Here is a 14,936-nt window from a genome sequence, read left to right on the forward strand (position 1 = left end):
CGCTGCCGACCGAGCCGGCCGCCGCCCTGCCCGCCGATACGGCCGACGCGTTACCTCCCGAGGCGCAACAACCGATCCAGTCGTTCTGCGCGCAGATCCCCGCAGACCCCGCCCGCTGCACCACCACCGTCGTCGACGCCGGCGTCGGTGCGGCCATCGGCGCCGGCATCGGCGCGGCGGTCTCCGCACCCCTCGCGATCCCGGCCGCCCTGCTCGGCGCCGCCGCCGGATTCGTCGTCGGCCTCCCGTTCCTCCCCACCGGCGTCGTCGTCGGCCCGCTGCTCGGCGCAGCCGTGGGCACCGCCATCGTCGCCGGGCCCGCCGCCGCACTCGGTGGCGCACTGGGAGCAGCGGTGGGGGCGATCGTCGGACTGACGTCGCCCCTCCCACCGCAACCGAACCCCACGGATGGCGGGACGGACGCGCCTGCCGACTCGGCGATGTAGCGCCGCCCTGCCCACCGAGCTCAGACGCCGAGCTCCGGCGCCCCTTCCGCTGTCGCTGTGCGGGATCGGGTGGTTTCGAGCACCCACGCGCGATACCCCGGGTGCGTCCGCACCGCTTCCGTGGCAATCACCTGCGGAGTCTCGTCCGGGTGCCGGTCGCTCAGGAACGCCAGAATGTCGTCCACCCGGGACCGCCGAGTGTGCAGGATGGCCGGCGACTCTTGCCGCCAATTGTCCTCGAGTCTCCGACATCTCGCCGACCACCGCCGCGAGTGCTCGACGCCCCGGCGATACTCAGGTCACCGCGGCGCGCGCTGTCCGCCTCCGGAGTCGGAGGAAACCATCGGTTCACCCGGGCACTGCCGGTGGTGGCGATCGGTGCACACCACGAAGACCGGAAACCTCTCGTCTCGCGGGTGCGGCTGGAAGTGCACGCGCACAGGCCGGTCCGCCAGCAGCGGCACCTCGCCCTCCAGCGAGGTGTAGACCCACGGGCCCTCGTCGAGTTCGACGATCGCGACCGTCGAGGAAGCACCACCCGTACCGGCACGATCCACGACCCACCACGACACGATCGACCCCGCACCGGACGACGGCACCCGTTCCAGCGAATCCGACGCACACGAGGAACACCCCGCGGTCAGCGGCGCGAACAGTTTGTCGCACCGCGCGCACCGCCGGATCATCAAGATCTCCGAGGTGGTCGTGTCGATCTGAGACCTGTGCCGTAGCTCGGGTGCAGACATCGAATCCTCCGCCATATGACCGATAGAACGCACTCCAGCCTGGCCACGGCCGCGGATCACCGCGACGGTAGAACTACCCGTGTGTATACCTATTTCCGGTAGGGCGGGAAACGATCAGGACGTCGGCAGAGCATGAAAAAACCTCCGAACTGCAGTGACAGATCAGAGGCCGAAGTGGGCGCAGAGGGGTTCGAACCCCCGACCGCTGGTGTGTAAAACCAGTAAGATACCTCGCCATGCGACGCGATCGCCACCTGCATCGATCTCGCCGTGAAACCCTGCAGTACAGGGCTTTATCGCCGAATGCGGTAGGTGCATAGAGGGACATGCCATACCAAGCCGGGACGGTCATGTGCCCCACGTTTAGCCCCACGCATCGGCAATGCTGCCCCACGGGCTCCAGACGACCCTCGACCAAGGGGGCGGCACTCTGCCGACTGCCCGGTAGTGGACCATCCTGACCCCGCCACGCCACCACCTTCGAGCGCCGCGCTCGCCTATAGCTATCCCCACTCCACAACTCGTAACTCGACGCGACGTCCTGCCGATCTCCTCAAAGCCGAGGCTGCCTACCGAAGGAGAAACGGTGGTGCGACACAGCTGAAGCACGTCCACACCTCTCCAAGACTCTCCGAACCTGACCAACCCTAATCTCAACAATAGAAAGTCGATCGAATGAACAAGAAGGAAAGCAAGAAGGCACGCCGAAATGCACGCAAACGGCACAGCAATTCAACCCACGACCATGGCCCATGGCAGCCCATACCGGAGGATAGATACCAATCGATTGATTGGGGTCCGATGCACTTTATGTTCAAATTCACTGAATACCGGCAAAACATCAAGAACAAAACAGTAGAGTTTAGGACAATACCGCTTGAGGATACAATCAGACCTGTTGAGTTAAAGTTCAATCCACCGCTGCAGGATTTCGGCACCAACCCGAGCGCCTTCCAATACCATTGGGAACGGCTGACTTTCTACTTCAATCTACCCAATCCGGCAGACTTTCCAAAGCTACCCCTCTCCGGCCAAGACAAGGACATCGTCGACAGGTATATAGCGACCTGCAGAAATCTGGCTGGATACACCGAAATTAACGACGCATCTGGTGGCATGAACGTCAAAAGCGAGAAAGGCAGCTGGACGCTCACCGCCAATCTACCAACACACCAGGAGTTCACGGGGATCTCCGCCACGTTCCGCCAGATTCACAGCGATAAGGAAAATGCTAGTTTCATAGCAGCCAGGAGAGCGATCGAACAGAGCATCAGAATACTGGAAGACGAGGAGAGTCAACAAAAGACTCGCGCAGTTATAAAAGAATGGTCAAGAGCGAGGCAGGCACTTTCGAAGAAGATGCTTGAGACGCTGATATGCGAAGAACTAATGGCCACCGCGCCCCCAGAGACCCCCCGGAGCCTCCAAGGTATAGAGCCCGACAAAATAATAACGACATACAATTATGGCGAAACACTGCATTGGGGCAATTACCGCGAAGCATTGAAAGGTCTTGAAGACGACCCGAACAACGAAAAGTTTCACAAAATTTGCTGCATTCATTCGATAGCGCAATTGAGCCATCTATACTTCGGGTTCGCAGAACTGTGCGCCTCCGCTTGCGGATACGCCCAAGTGACGTAGCAGCCGGCACGAATTCGACCAGATCAAGCCACATCCCACCGGAATGCAGCAGCCTGGCGTCTGGCAGGTGAGCATCAGTCCGCCAGCCGCCGATCTGCTCGGCGGGAGGGCTGCGGTAGACCAACTCGCCGCAGTCCTCGCGCCTGGTCGCTCTGGGCGGCCTGGCCCGCCGCCGAGGCGATGCACTTTCGCGGCCTCGGGCCGCGTGGTTCTCGGTCGAGAGCGCGCAACCCTGGGTTCGTGGTGTCTGTCCCTCCGGTATGGCCTGAGGGCGTCACATCACAGCCGCGGTTCTGGCCCGCGCCCTGCACAGAAACCAGCAGATGCCATGCCAAGCGCGCGGGCCAGGTTCCGGCTGTGATAGCCCTCAGATCAGGCCATACCGGAGGGACAGACACCACACCGCGCGCCAGACCGCGCAAGCGCCAGCTTGCGGACCCACCAACACAACCGGTCTCGCCGTACGCACCCCGCGCCGGATCGCTACTCGCGCATCAGTAGACCGCCACGCACGCAGACGACTCGACCAGCTGCAAGCAGCACCGGCAGGTGCTGAACCGTCGCTTACGCAACCACATCGCAAACTTTCCGATACCCACCCAACACAACCAGATTCTTTTTGTCTTTTCACCTCACCCCCGCTTACCTCTCTGACTTGACTTGAACATGACTCTCTCCACCCACCCAGTCCCCCATCTCGCCCCCGTTCACGTAGTGGGGGTGAGATGGGGGACTGGGTGGGTGGAGAGAGTCAACGGCGCGAAGCGCCGTTATGGCAGGTCAGGGAGGTAAGCGGGGGTGAGGTGCCTCGGTAAAAAGTTGGCACAACTTGTGCCAACTTTGTGCTTGCGTTTTGCCACGTTTCTGCCCATCTTTTCCCAGGTCCGCAGACCATGCGAGCACCCACCGGAGAGGCATCCCGGCGCGGATTGCCGCGCCGGGTTCGGCAGCCACCGGTCCGTTGCCGTCGCCGCACCGCGCGGCGGTGCGGCGTGCACACCCGTGGTCCGCGTGGCGCGACTGCGACCGTTCGGCAACCGGGTGGCGGTTGATGTTCCCGAGGGGAAGGCAAGCGCCTCCGGCGGGATCTAGCAACAGGATGGGCAGCCGTGGCCGGTCGGGTGGGGCCGTTGCGTTGGGGGTTGGTCGCCAGGTGGTTTCCATCCCGCCACTGAGCCGAGGCAGAGCCAAGCAGCCGAACACCAGGGCGTCAAACGAAAAGCGTGTTTGACACCCTGGCGCCCGCCCGCTTCACGATGTGTCGACTCAGCGGCGGGATGGAAACCAAAGCCCCTCGCGTGCGGGAGGCCGGCCGTGCTTCCTGCCCGGTGGGGTGGACAATGGGCGGGTGTCCTCTGGACACGCGAAATCCCCCGTCCACTGGGATAGGACGGGGGATTTCGGCTGTTCAGAGACCTGCTCGGGGGCTACTCGTCGTCGTGGCCGAGGTAGGTGGCGACCTCGGCAATCGTCGCCTCATCGGCGGGCTCGTACTTGGCGCGGTAGAGCTTGGGCGGTGCGTAGTCGGCGCTGAACGCCTGCCCGGTGCCGGTGTACTGGACGGTCAGCCGCGCCCCGGTGTGCAGGTCGTCATCGCCCGCGGCGAGGATCGCGGCTTTGATCGCCTTTTGCAGGTTGCCGCGCACGAACAGCTTGCGCGCGCCGTCGTCGTCCGGATCGGTCTTGCGGTCGGTCAAGATGACGACCTCCAGCAACGGGATCGGCTTGCCCTGGCGCATCTTCGGTTTGCCGGTCTTGGGGTCCTGCTGGGTGGTCAGCTCCTGGGAGACCACCAGGCCAGTCACGGTCGCGCCGGGCTGGTCGGTCTTGCTGAACGCGGAACGGATCACCTTCGGCTCGTCGGACATGATCCACGATGTCATAACAGTTACTCCTTAGTTATCAATGTTGGGTGGTGGGGTTATCCGGCGATGGACCGGACGTTGTTGGGTGCCGGCAGTGCCAGCTGTGGTGCGGCGGTGTCGCTTTCGGCTTTCAGGCGGCCGATGATCTTGCCGACGGTGCCGTGGTGCAGGGCGACGACCGTCGCGATTTCGCGGTACGACAGGCCCTCGCGGTGCAGTCGCCAGATCTCGGCGTCGCGTTCGGCTGTCGCGTCCGCGACACCGGTTGTCGCCTCCGAATCGGGTGCTGTCGCCTCGATCTCGGGCGTTGTCGCCTGGTTGTCGCCTGCTGTCGCGGGGGCGACAGGTAGTGTCGCCGGGGTTTGCGGGGTGCGCGGAACCTCCATCAACGCTGTGAGCGCGTGGGTGGTGGCCAGCGCAGCGACCGGGGCCGCCCCAGCGACCGCCGCAGCGGCCATCTGGGACAGTTGCAGCCCGTCCGAGTTCCAGGCGTGGACCCCGTTTCCGATCAAAGAGACCAGCTCAGCGGCAGCGAGTTCGCCCCAGAAGAACCACCGCGTGGCCTTCGGGATCACGACGCCGGCCCGTTCGCGCCGGTTCAGAGTGACCAGCGCGAAAGCGGCCTGAACGATCGGTCCGTCCACGATGACGGGTGCTCCCCATGCCAGCCAGGACGTGATGCCCGACATTTGCGCCACCCCATGCAAGGCGATCGCCGACCAGGATGAGGCTGCGATCGATACCGCCGCGAGCGACAGCAAGGCGACAACCTCGGCGGGGTTCCACGCCGACTGCGACGCCTGCGGCGACAGCTGCGCGGTGGTTCCGGTCTGGTGGGCGACAGTCGGCGACGGGGTGGTCTGGTCGGGCGACATGGTGTCGTTCATCGGTCGATTCCTTCCCGGTCACGGTCGCCGACGAGTCCGGCGAAGGCGTGGCCGTAGATCGGCTGGGGCACCAGGCGTTCACGCCCGGCGGTCAACGCGTTTTCCGACGCGATGTCCAAGGCGTTGTCGAGATCGCTGGCAAGCTCCCGGTTACGGTCTTCCAGTTCTGCGGCACGGTGCTCGGCCGCGTCGCGTTCGGCGGTGACGGTCGCGAGCTGTTCCTCAAGGAGGGCGGCTCGCTCGTTGGCGGCGGCCAGGCGCACGCTCAGCTCGGCGATCGAGGGCGATCCGTGGGAACCGTCAGCCTGGGATTGCTGACGGGTCTCGACGGTGGTCACCGCTCCATTCCTTCCCGGTCGTGGCCGTTGACCAGGCCCGCGAACGCGTGGCCCGGGATCGGTTCCCGGCCGGCCGACGCCTGCTCGGTCTCCGAGGTCTGCATCCATTCGCCGTGGCCGGTCAGCTCCCGGGCGTGCTGCTGGCTGCGGCGCTGCATGTCGGTCAGGACGTAGACGCCTTCGGCCTCGTCGGCGGCGATCCGCTCGTGAAAGCGGGTCATCGTCTCCGGCTGGGCCTTCCAGTCGTCGTGCGCGTCGCCGAGGTACTGCCAGGCATCCCCGTACTCGTCGTCACGGTCGCGCCAGCGGCTGATGAGCTGGTCCGATTCCGAGGAGAGCTGCCAGTACTCGGCATCGTCGCGGGCGTTCAATGCCTTGCCCTGCATGTCGAGCACGCGGTCGAAGTCGGCGCGCATCAGCACCTCTTCGGGATCCTCGATCCGTCCGGCGTAGCGGTTGATGTACGGGTCATCGAGGTCATTGGTGTTGTTGGTGCTCATCGCTCCATTCCTTCCCGGTCGTGGCCGTTGACCAGGCCCGCGAACGCGTGGCCCGGGATCGATTCCCGGCCGTTCGTGTGACCGTTGCTGTGGTCGTTCGTGTGGCCGTTGGTGGTGGCGAGCTGGTTGACCAGCTCGGTGTTGGTCTCGCGCAACTCGTCGCGCTCGGCGGTGAGCGCGGACAGCTGACGGGTCAACCGGGCGTTCTGCTCGGCCAGGTCGCCGTTGTGCTCGATGGAGAGCCGGTGCCGGGTGCTCAGCGACTCCAGCTCACCGCGAAGCCGGTCCCGCTCGGCGACAACCGTGTCCGGGTCGGAGCTGCGGAAATGGTCGTCGCGGGCCTGGCTGGTGTTGGTGGAGTTGAACCCGTCGCGGGTTTCGGCGGCCCACAGTTCGGTGTCGCGCCCGACGGTGATCTGATTGCCTTCGGTGATATAGAACGGGCGCTGTTGGCAGGCTTCGCGGGCACGGACCGCGATGGTGACTCCCGGCTTCCAATTGGTTTCCGTGACGTGCGAGTGGGTCCATTTCGCAGCGTCGGCCTCGGTGGGGAAGTAGGAGATACTCTGGGAAGTTCCGCCGTCACGGGCTGTGGCCGAAACCGTGACAATGGCACGAGAATTCGCTTCCGCGTTGTCGGTCTCCCAGGCAGCCCGCGCCGGGCCGAGGTGCTTGGCAGCCGAGTCAGTCACCGACTGGGCGTATCGGTAATCCCATTCGGTGGCCCGCCCGGCGCGGACCCGCTGACGCAGTTCCGCCTGGGTGTCCCGGACCCGTTGCACCGCATTGAACTGCGCGGCGGTCAACTCGGGCTCCGGCGCCCGTCCCCAATCCTGCTCGGTGGCAGCGCGTTCGGTGGTGTCCCACCACTGGCTCACTTCGTCGGTCACGGCCTCTCGTTCTCCTTCTGCCCGGAATACGGGGCGTGCGTTGCCTTTGTCGTCGGTGTCGTAGGCGGAAACCAGCACGCTCGTGCCGGGTGCCGGCCGGATCTGGGACACCTGGTTGTGAGTCCAGACCGCCGCCTCGATCTCGCTGCCGTGGCGGGCGTGCTCGTGCACCACCTGATTCGCGCCCTCGGGCAGGTAGGCGACGGTGCTGCTGAACCGGCCGGTGCTCTGCTCGGCAGTCTGTGCGGCGGCGTCGAGGCTGGCTTCCCACGCGGCGCGTTCGGTCCGGGCGCGCTGCTGCACGCTGACCTTTTCCCGGGCCACTCGTGCCCGGTAGCGCAGTGCTTCCAGGCCCTTGACCTTGTGGGCGCGGTTGAACAGGTCGCCGGTCTTGAACTCCGGGAACACCGTTGCCGCGTCCAGCCCGTCGAGGGCGATGCCCTGCTCGGTGCGGGTCAGATGCCCGTTGGAGACGAACTGGGCGGCGAGGTCGTCGCGGTGGTTGGCCAGTGACGCCGCGTCGCGGGCGCGGTGTTCGTGGTCCACGGTGGGATCGTTGGCGCGGTTCGCGACGGCCTGGGCGTGGGCGCGGTAGCGGTCCACGGCCTGGTTGCTCCAGGTCAGGTGGTGAGCGCGGGCCTGGGCCTGCTCACGCTGTTCCTCCCGGACCAGCCGCTTGATCTGCTTACGCGCCCGCTGCCTTTCGCGCCAGTTCGCCGCCTGCGCGTACATCTGCAACGCTGCGGTGATCGCAGAGCTGAATTTGCGTGCCTCACCAGCGATTTCGTCAACGTGGCTGTGATCGGACATGATCATCTCTCCTTTTCTGTGTGCCGGTTATTCGGCGATCGGGGTGCCGGCCGGGCTGGTCCCGGTGCGGCGGGCTTCGTAGGCGGCGCGACGCTGCGCGGCCCGGGTGATGTGGCGTTTGATCCAGCTGGCGGAATCGGCGACGGCGTAGGCGCTCATGCGCACCGATTCGCTGGGGCTGGGGCGGCCTGCGCACATCCACACCGAGAACCCGGACAGTCCGAGGCCGTAAGCGGCCAGCGGGCCGGTGATCGGCATGGTGGACGCGGCGACGGCGAACCCGCTGGTGGTGACCAGGGCGGGAGCCCACAACCGGACCCCGTCGCGGATGCGGGCGGCACGGTCGACGTGCGAGGACAGGGCGCGCCCGAGGCTGCCGCCATCGGGAACGACGGTCTCCTGCCGCTCGATCTTCTCGACCAGCTTCTTGGTTGTGCGCGAAGACATTTCGTCGGCGAGGAAGGCAAGCGTGTCCATCTCGGATTGGCGCTGCTCGTCGGAGAGTCCGGAGATCTCCTCTCCGTGGTCTTCGGGGTTGATGTTGGGAACAGACATCTGATGTCTCCTTGAAAGTCGGGGTTCGGATTCAGGCGCGGTCGCGTTTGCGCAGGTCGATGACCGGCGCGACGGGCTCGGACGACTCGGTTTCGTCTGCGGCCGGCCGCATCTCGGACAGGCCGGGCAGGGGGCGCAGCGAGGCGCGCTGCCGTTCATCGAGCGGGGACACCCGGCCGAAGCGGGCCACCCCGCCGGAGACATGCACGACGTCGCCTTTGCCCATGGAGCGCAACCGGTTCGGGTGAACGAGAAGCTCGTCACCGGCCTGGACGTTGCCCTCGTCGCCTGCGGCGGAGCCGCCGATCAGCTTGCGGGACAGGTCGAAACCGCGGCGGGTGCCGTAGATCTCGGCGAGCTTGTCGCCCTTCTCCTGCCCACCGAGGATCGAGCCACCGGAGGCGGCGGTGACCAGGGCTTCACGGGCGTCGTCGTCGTGACCGAGACCGTTCCAGGACTGGGCGAACCACCAGGTGGAAATCCCGGCCTTCCGCAGCCGCTCCACCCATGCCTTGGCGCGGGTCTTGCCATCGGAGACTGCGGAGAACTCGTCCACAGCGAGGATGGCTTGGCGGCCGTGTTCGCGGTCGGCGAGCTGTTCGAGCATGCACCCGAGGGCGGCGAACTGGGCGCGAGCCCGGTCCGGGGCCTTGATGCCTTCCAAGATGACGTAGAGGACATCGAAGTCGGTGAACTGCCGATCACCGTCGAACGAATCCCCCAGCGCCCGGTACAGGTTGCCGAACTCCGCGCGAGCGGAATCGAGTACCGGCTGTTTTCCGGCCTTGGTGGAGGCGATCTCGTGCTGCACACCAGGCACCCCGGCCCACGGCACCTTGTCGTCCCACTCGCCGCCCCACAGCCGCGACAGCTTGACCGGGTCGAACCGGGACAGGAATTCCAGCCAGTCCCGGGGCGGGTTCTCCCCTACCGGCTTGCCGTTGACGACCTTGGCGGGAGCGTCCACGATCAGGTGCAGAAGCGTTTCGCGGATCTCGTGGAAGTACTTCTCGGTGTCGGTGGTCGGCACCGATCCACCCGAGATCATCATCGACAGGATCGAGCGCAGGTCGTCCCGGCTCGGGGTCGACCACATCGCCAACTGCACATGGCGCGGGTCGCTTTCGTCGCCGCCGACGATGCCGATCCGTTCGGCCGGCACCCCGAGCGACCCGAACCACGGCAGCAGCTTGCCCGCGGCTTTGCGGGAGTCCGGTCCGCCGTTGCAGTCGATGACCAGCACCAGCGGGCGACCGGGACGGTTGGCCCGCCACCACTGGCGGTGCCGCTGCCAGCCGGTCACGAACCACGACACCAACATGCGGTTCATCAGCGTCGACTTGCCCTTACCGGACGAGGCGACCGAGGTGCCGTGCTCGTTCATCTTGATCCACGGCACGATCAGCCGAGTTTCATTGCGGGACACCAGCGCCCGGGTCCGCGACTTGGTCGGGGCCTGCGTGGACTCCACGGCCAGGCGGCCGAGGACCGGATGCGGGTTCAGCCCACCGGTGGAGAACGGCAGCTTGTAGCGCGACAGCCGCGCCGCTGCCCGCTGCTCGCGCTGGGTGCGCAGCCACAACGCCCGCTCGGTCGCGGCCGGAGACGCCAGGCCATTCGTTGCCAGCTGCACGCGGCGGGTGGTGAACGCGTACATGGCTGCCAGCCATGCAGCGGGAATCAACAGCACCGTCATCGCGGCCAGGCCGTGAACGGGATTGCCGCTCACCAACTCCGCCGCTCCGGCGCTGAACTGGGTCAGCGGGGCGGACCAGTCGAACTCGTTGCACACGATCGCCGAACCAGGCATCGCGACCGCCGCGCCAATGGCCCAGTTCCGCAGCCGGGCCGGTGACCAGGCCATCAGGTTGGCTACCAGGCAGATCGCGCTGACCGAGACCAGCCCGAACACCGCACACGTGCCCGCGATCATCAGCGCATCCAGCGCCCCCGCCACCGTGATGTGCGGCAGGGTGATGCCGAACAGGTCGCCGTGGCTGTCGGTGAACGGCAGGTGCCCGACATGAGGCGCTTGCGGGGCGTGTGTACCCGGAACCTGGGATTGCTCCGGGGACACAGGCGCGATGCTGATCTGCGGCGTCCGCACCGGCGGGTACGAATCGCAGTCGTGCGGGGTAATCAGCGGCACGCAATCGGAATTGTTCTGGTGCCAATAGAATTCGGTGCTCATCATGACACCGCCTCTCCGGTGTGACGGCCGTTGTCGGCCTGGTTGAAGTGGTCAGAGGCCCCGCCCTCGATCAAGGACAAACCGGGCCGAGAACCGGCAGACGCGCCGGTGAAGGAGCTGGAATCGAGAACTTCCGCGAGCATGGCCACCCGCACGGGCGGCCCCTCCACGCCTTTGACGGCGACAGCGGAGGCGGTGATCAGATTGCGGATCTCGCCGTTCTTGCAGTAGTAAATGACCTTGTCGCAGCCCGCGTTCCCCGCTGCCGCCTTGGCCTTAGCGACCGCGAGACGGGCCATCGCGGGCGTCTTCGGCGACAACTCCACCTCGACTGCCCAGAGCTGGCCTTCGGTGGTGTAGAAGCGGCCGTCGTGGATGTGCGGACGCGACTCTCCCGCCTTGACCGGGCCGACCTGGGAGCGCAACTCCCGCTCGGAAATCCACCGATCCAGGTCCAGGCCGGCCAACGCCAACCGCACTTCCAGCACGGTCCGCACATGCGCGGCCATCTTCGGCGTCGGCGTCCAAGACCGGGTGCTCAGCCCCGTCAGCCCCTCCACGCCTGACCGGGTGGAAAACACCCACACCGGCCCCGGTACCGGCCGGATCTTCAGCGGTGAGATCAGCTTGGCCTCACGCCAGTTCCGGATGTCCCGATACGTGTGCGGCATGCTCTTGCCGAGCATGCGGGCGACCAGATCCGCTGGTGCGCCGTACATGTACGCGAGAATGGTCAGAACCGTGATCTGACGTGGGTTGATGCTGTGGTCAGTCATCTATCGCTCCCATCCATCTCGGTCGTGATTGCTGGTCAGGCCCGCGAACGCGTGCCCAGGAATCGGGTCACGCTGGGCGGGCTCGGAATCGGCCCATCCGGGCCCCGGATCGCTGCTCTGCTCGAACTCCTCACGCGAGAAGCCGTGCCGTTCCGCAGCGCGTAGCTGCCGCTCGCGATTCGCCTTCTCCAGGGCGGCCAGCTGAGCGGGAGTCGCTTCCCGCTTCGCCGCAGCGAGGTTGACGTCGTACAGGTACGCGGTCAGCGGCTCCCGATCGCCGCGACGGCGACGCTGCACCTTGCCCGCGATGTCCTGCCCGTTCGGGCGCAACCCCTGCGCGGCCAGCTGGCGGCGCGTGCGCAGATGCGCCGGTGCCATGCGCCACTGATAGACCGGAATGGCTTCGCTCACTGCGAGACACCACCTGCGGGCGGGCCGCACTCAGCGGGAAGAACAGCCACCTGCACACCCGGAGCCGGGCACACGACCACGGTCGGGGCTGGTTCCTCGCGCCGCCCGAACAACAGGCACCCGGCGTACAAACCGGCCGCGAACACGAACAGCAGCAGCCACAACGCGGCCACATACTGCGGCGGCATCGAAACCGACTGCCGCGCAGCCCGTCCCGGCCTCGCGCCCGGAGTGACCCAGGTGTCGAGGATGCCGACCGGCTCGCCGGTCTCGCGGTTGAACGTGTACTGATAACGCTCGGACTCGTTCATCGCCGCATCCCCGATCGACGGGGCCGACGCCGCCAGGTCGCCCACAGCACCATCAGGAACACCACCGCCAACGCGGTACTCGGCGACCAGATGACCAGCAGGACAGCCAGAATCAGCGGGATAGCCAGAATCTCGGTAGCGAGCCTCATGCGGCCTCACCACCAGCAGCGGGCAACTCCACGATCTTCGCCGCACGCATATCGGCAATGCCGGCATCGAGCAAACTACGCAGCAGGGTCGCCTGATCGAGCGTCAGATGCATCGTCATACCGGTGCCGATCTGCGGCTCGACCTCGACGATTACCTTGTCGACGTTCTCGGCGTAACGGACAACGAACGAACCGTGAACCGTGGCGCTGACAACGACGCCATCGACGTCCAGTTGCCGTCCGTACTCGTCCACCTGGGAAACGTGCGAACCCATGAAATCGCGCATCACGCCACCCCGCGCGCATCGGCACCGAGCGGACGCGCCAGCGCCTGCAACTCCGACCGGCTCACGAACAGCAGCCGGGGCCCCTGCCGGTAGCCCTCCAACAGCTCGCGGTCGATCCAACGGCGAATGGTCTTGGGGTGCACTCCGCCGGCCAACTGGGCGGCTGCACGAAGCGTGATGAGGTCGTTCGGGAGCTGATCCGTAGCGCTGGGACTTCCGTTCCTACGCATGTGTCCTCCTACGTCTCTCTGTGTCGGAACTGATTGGGACACAGCAAGATTCGCTCAGACTTGGGGGACTACATCACCCGATATCGACCCTTGTGTAGACGTCTTCCGAACAAGTAAGATGTCCCTAGACGTCCCTTAGGAGAGCAGATGCCGAACGATCGACTCCGTGAAGCTCTGATGCGTAGCAGCTTGACGCCGGAGAGCGCTGCCGAAGAACTCAAGGTCAACGCGAAGACCGTTGAGCGGTGGGTGACTCAGGATCGGATCCCCTACCCGCGTCACCGCCATGCGATCGCCGCACTCGTGCGCGAAAGCGAAGCGTATTTGTGGCCGGACGCGGTCTCGATGGATCGCAAGATCGAGATTGCCGACTCCGAGGTCATCAAGGTGTATCCGCACCGCAACGTCATTCCGGGTGACCTGTGGGGGAAGCTGATCGAAGACACGGCAGAGCAGATCGACATTCTTGTACTGGCGGGCCTGTTCTTCGCCGAGGAACCCGGGTTGAAGAAGACGATCCAGCGGAAGACCCAGGAGGGTGTGAAAATTCGCCTGCTATTCGGCGACCCGAATGCTGATGAGGCCGGTAAGCGTGCGGGCGAAGAACGCCTCGCCGAGGGGACGGTATCGGCCCGGATCAGCAATGCGCTGGCATTGATCCGTCCGATAGCGGAGCTGGACGGCGTCGAACTGCGACTCCATACGACGACGCTCTACAACTCCATTTTCAGGTTCGACAACCAAATGGTGGTCAACATGCACGCCTATGGGCTCCCGGGCGCGCACGCACCCGCTATGCATCTTCGCCAGCTGCCGTCCGGGGATCTCTTCGAGACGTACATGACCAGCTTCGAACATGTGTGGAGCGAATCGGCACCGCACGAGCTCTAAACTGGCGGTATGGGCCGGACCGACTATTACAACGATCCGAAAGCGCCGCACGCCAACAGCCTCAAAGTTGCGGTGAGCGCGGTGGTCCGAGACTCGGCCGGACGGATCCTCATGATTCACCGGACCGACAACGACAAGTATTCGATTCCCGGCGGCGGCCTGGAAATCGGCGAGTCGGTCGCCGATGCCGTAGTCCGCGAGGTCAAAGAGGAAACGGGCATCGACGTCGAGGTGACGAAACTGGTTGGCGTCTTCTCCAATCCCGATCACGTCATCGCCTACGACGACGGAGAGGTCCGGCAGGAATTCTCGATCTGCTTCCTCGCGGACCCACGGGGCGGCGAGTTGCGGACCAGCGCGGAATCGAAAGAGGTCAAATGGGTCGCCCCCGACGACCTCAGCGAGCTGGACATCCACCCCTCGGTGCTGCTCCGAATCCGTCGCGGTTTGTCGAACGGCGACGAACCTTATTTCACCTGAGGATCAGTAGTGATTCCGTCCGGCGGATCGCGCCGGCCAACTCCGGCTCGGCTTCTCGAATGGATTGCGTCACAACATGGTCCGGGCCGTATCGCCGTTCGATATCCGTAAGCCGAGATTCAAAGTCCGTCCGCTCCCCCGTCGCGGTCGTCGTCATGTCGGCCCACCACAGGGCGTCTCGCAGCGGGGTCCGCTCGTCAGTCCATTCCAGCGGAACATCCCGCCTTCGAGCTTCGACATGAGCACAGGAGTGATTCGCGACCAGCGCGCAAAGCCGTTCAGTGGCACCGATATCGCGCAGGAAGGTCGCGCCGTCGACAGGATGAAACCCGGTCTTCACCAGTTCCGGCGCGTAGCCGACGTCATGCAGCCACGCCGCCGCCACGAGCATGTCCGGGTCATCGACAAATCCAGACGCAGTCGCGGCCTGTTCGGCCACGCCCTGGACGTGCTTCCAGCGTCGCGGTAGGCGCTGCAACTGGTCACGAGCGATGTCTTCCGCCCAACGACGAAGCTCCTCGTTCATGTC

Annotated in this window: 18 protein-coding genes and 2 pseudogenes; 4 read left to right on the forward strand and 16 right to left on the reverse strand. The window is 65.4% G+C overall.

Going from position 1 to position 14,936, the window contains the following annotated elements; genetic code table 11:
• A pseudogene (locus tag ON37_RS30850) lies at positions 1-446 on the forward strand (hypothetical protein); the annotation flags it as partial.
• Positions 447-466: 20 nt separating this feature from the next.
• On the opposite strand, the pseudogene cutA reads toward ON37_RS30850, so the two are convergent.
• Both cutA and ON37_RS07770 read right to left on the reverse strand, forming a co-directional pair.
• A pseudogene (cutA, locus tag ON37_RS34660) lies at positions 467-661 on the reverse strand (divalent cation tolerance protein CutA); the annotation flags it as partial.
• An 84-nt stretch (positions 662-745) separates the two neighbouring features.
• Positions 746-1,192 (reverse strand): Zn-ribbon domain-containing OB-fold protein, encoded by a 447-nt coding sequence (locus ON37_RS07770; RefSeq protein WP_083892811.1) that lies wholly within the window; start codon positions 1,190-1,192, stop codon positions 746-748.
• A 675-nt stretch (positions 1,193-1,867) separates the two neighbouring features.
• Between ON37_RS07770 and ON37_RS32805 the strand changes: the two genes are divergently transcribed.
• Complete coding sequence (locus ON37_RS32805) at positions 1,868-2,836, forward strand: hypothetical protein (RefSeq protein ID WP_157171380.1); 969 nt, start codon at positions 1,868-1,870, stop codon at positions 2,834-2,836.
• A 1,427-nt stretch (positions 2,837-4,263) separates the two neighbouring features.
• Here the strand turns inward: ON37_RS32805 and ON37_RS07780 are convergent.
• From ON37_RS07780 to ON37_RS32360, 13 genes are read right to left on the reverse strand one after another with little or no spacing between them, the layout of a single operon-like run.
• Entirely contained in the window at positions 4,264-4,719 is a 456-nt protein-coding gene (locus ON37_RS07780; protein ID WP_051031324.1) for a hypothetical protein, read from the reverse strand.
• Between the two features lie 38 nt (positions 4,720-4,757).
• A complete protein-coding gene (locus ON37_RS07785; protein WP_051031325.1) occupies positions 4,758-5,588 on the reverse strand; it encodes a DUF2637 domain-containing protein in 831 nt (276 codons plus the stop codon).
• Positions 5,585-5,926: a hypothetical protein gene (locus ON37_RS07790; protein WP_040718131.1), complete on the reverse strand. Its 342-nt coding sequence runs from the start codon at positions 5,924-5,926 to the stop codon at positions 5,585-5,587. Before ON37_RS07790 ends, ON37_RS07785 begins: the two co-directional genes overlap by 4 nt.
• Positions 5,923-6,426 (reverse strand): hypothetical protein, encoded by a 504-nt coding sequence (locus ON37_RS07795; protein ID WP_040718132.1) that lies wholly within the window; start codon positions 6,424-6,426, stop codon positions 5,923-5,925. Before ON37_RS07795 ends, ON37_RS07790 begins: the two co-directional genes overlap by 4 nt.
• Positions 6,423-8,126 carry a hypothetical protein gene (locus tag ON37_RS07800; RefSeq protein ID WP_157171381.1) on the reverse strand — a complete coding sequence of 568 codons (1,704 nt, stop codon included), beginning with the start codon at positions 8,124-8,126 and terminating at the stop codon, positions 6,423-6,425. Before ON37_RS07800 ends, ON37_RS07795 begins: the two co-directional genes overlap by 4 nt.
• A gap of 27 nt (positions 8,127-8,153) precedes the next feature.
• The gene (locus ON37_RS07805; protein WP_040718134.1) at positions 8,154-8,681 is read right to left on the reverse strand and encodes a hypothetical protein; all 528 of its coding nucleotides are present in this window, start codon (positions 8,679-8,681) and stop codon (positions 8,154-8,156) included.
• A 31-nt stretch (positions 8,682-8,712) separates the two neighbouring features.
• Positions 8,713-10,875 (reverse strand): type IV secretory system conjugative DNA transfer family protein, encoded by a 2,163-nt coding sequence (locus ON37_RS07810; protein WP_157171382.1) that lies wholly within the window; start codon positions 10,873-10,875, stop codon positions 8,713-8,715.
• On the reverse strand, positions 10,872-11,648 hold the full coding sequence (locus ON37_RS07815; RefSeq protein ID WP_040718136.1) for a hypothetical protein: 777 nt from the start codon (positions 11,646-11,648) through the stop codon (positions 10,872-10,874). Before ON37_RS07815 ends, ON37_RS07810 begins: the two co-directional genes overlap by 4 nt.
• On the reverse strand, positions 11,649-12,059 hold the full coding sequence (locus ON37_RS30855) for an RRQRL motif-containing zinc-binding protein (RefSeq protein WP_051031326.1): 411 nt from the start codon (positions 12,057-12,059) through the stop codon (positions 11,649-11,651).
• On the reverse strand, positions 12,056-12,370 hold the full coding sequence (locus ON37_RS07825; protein WP_040718137.1) for a hypothetical protein: 315 nt from the start codon (positions 12,368-12,370) through the stop codon (positions 12,056-12,058). The genes ON37_RS30855 and ON37_RS07825 overlap by 4 nt, the downstream gene beginning before the upstream one ends.
• Positions 12,367-12,519 (reverse strand): hypothetical protein, encoded by a 153-nt coding sequence (locus tag ON37_RS32810; RefSeq protein ID WP_157171383.1) that lies wholly within the window; start codon positions 12,517-12,519, stop codon positions 12,367-12,369. The genes ON37_RS07825 and ON37_RS32810 overlap by 4 nt, the downstream gene beginning before the upstream one ends.
• Positions 12,516-12,806 (reverse strand): hypothetical protein, encoded by a 291-nt coding sequence (locus ON37_RS07830; RefSeq protein ID WP_040718138.1) that lies wholly within the window; start codon positions 12,804-12,806, stop codon positions 12,516-12,518. Before ON37_RS07830 ends, ON37_RS32810 begins: the two co-directional genes overlap by 4 nt.
• The gene (locus tag ON37_RS32360; RefSeq protein WP_146098841.1) at positions 12,806-13,036 is read right to left on the reverse strand and encodes a helix-turn-helix domain-containing protein; all 231 of its coding nucleotides are present in this window, start codon (positions 13,034-13,036) and stop codon (positions 12,806-12,808) included. The genes ON37_RS07830 and ON37_RS32360 overlap by 1 nt, the downstream gene beginning before the upstream one ends.
• A gap of 147 nt (positions 13,037-13,183) precedes the next feature.
• On the opposite strand from ON37_RS32360, the gene ON37_RS07835 reads away from it, so the two are divergent.
• Both ON37_RS07835 and ON37_RS07840 read left to right on the forward strand, forming a co-directional pair.
• Positions 13,184-13,927, forward strand: coding sequence for a DUF5919 domain-containing protein (locus ON37_RS07835; RefSeq protein WP_040718139.1), 744 nt, complete (start codon positions 13,184-13,186; stop codon positions 13,925-13,927).
• A gap of 9 nt (positions 13,928-13,936) precedes the next feature.
• The gene (locus ON37_RS07840; protein ID WP_040718140.1) at positions 13,937-14,407 is read left to right on the forward strand and encodes an NUDIX hydrolase; all 471 of its coding nucleotides are present in this window, start codon (positions 13,937-13,939) and stop codon (positions 14,405-14,407) included.
• Here the strand turns inward: ON37_RS07840 and ON37_RS07845 are convergent.
• Positions 14,400-14,933, reverse strand: coding sequence for an HD domain-containing protein (locus tag ON37_RS07845; RefSeq protein WP_040718141.1), 534 nt, complete (start codon positions 14,931-14,933; stop codon positions 14,400-14,402). The two genes, ON37_RS07840 and ON37_RS07845, sit on opposite strands and share 8 nt — an antisense overlap.
• Positions 14,934-14,936 lie beyond the last annotated feature (3 nt).

This window comes from Nocardia veterana NBRC 100344 (assembly GCF_000308855.1).
In the GTDB taxonomy this organism is placed as follows: domain Bacteria; phylum Actinomycetota; class Actinomycetes; order Mycobacteriales; family Mycobacteriaceae; genus Nocardia; species Nocardia veterana.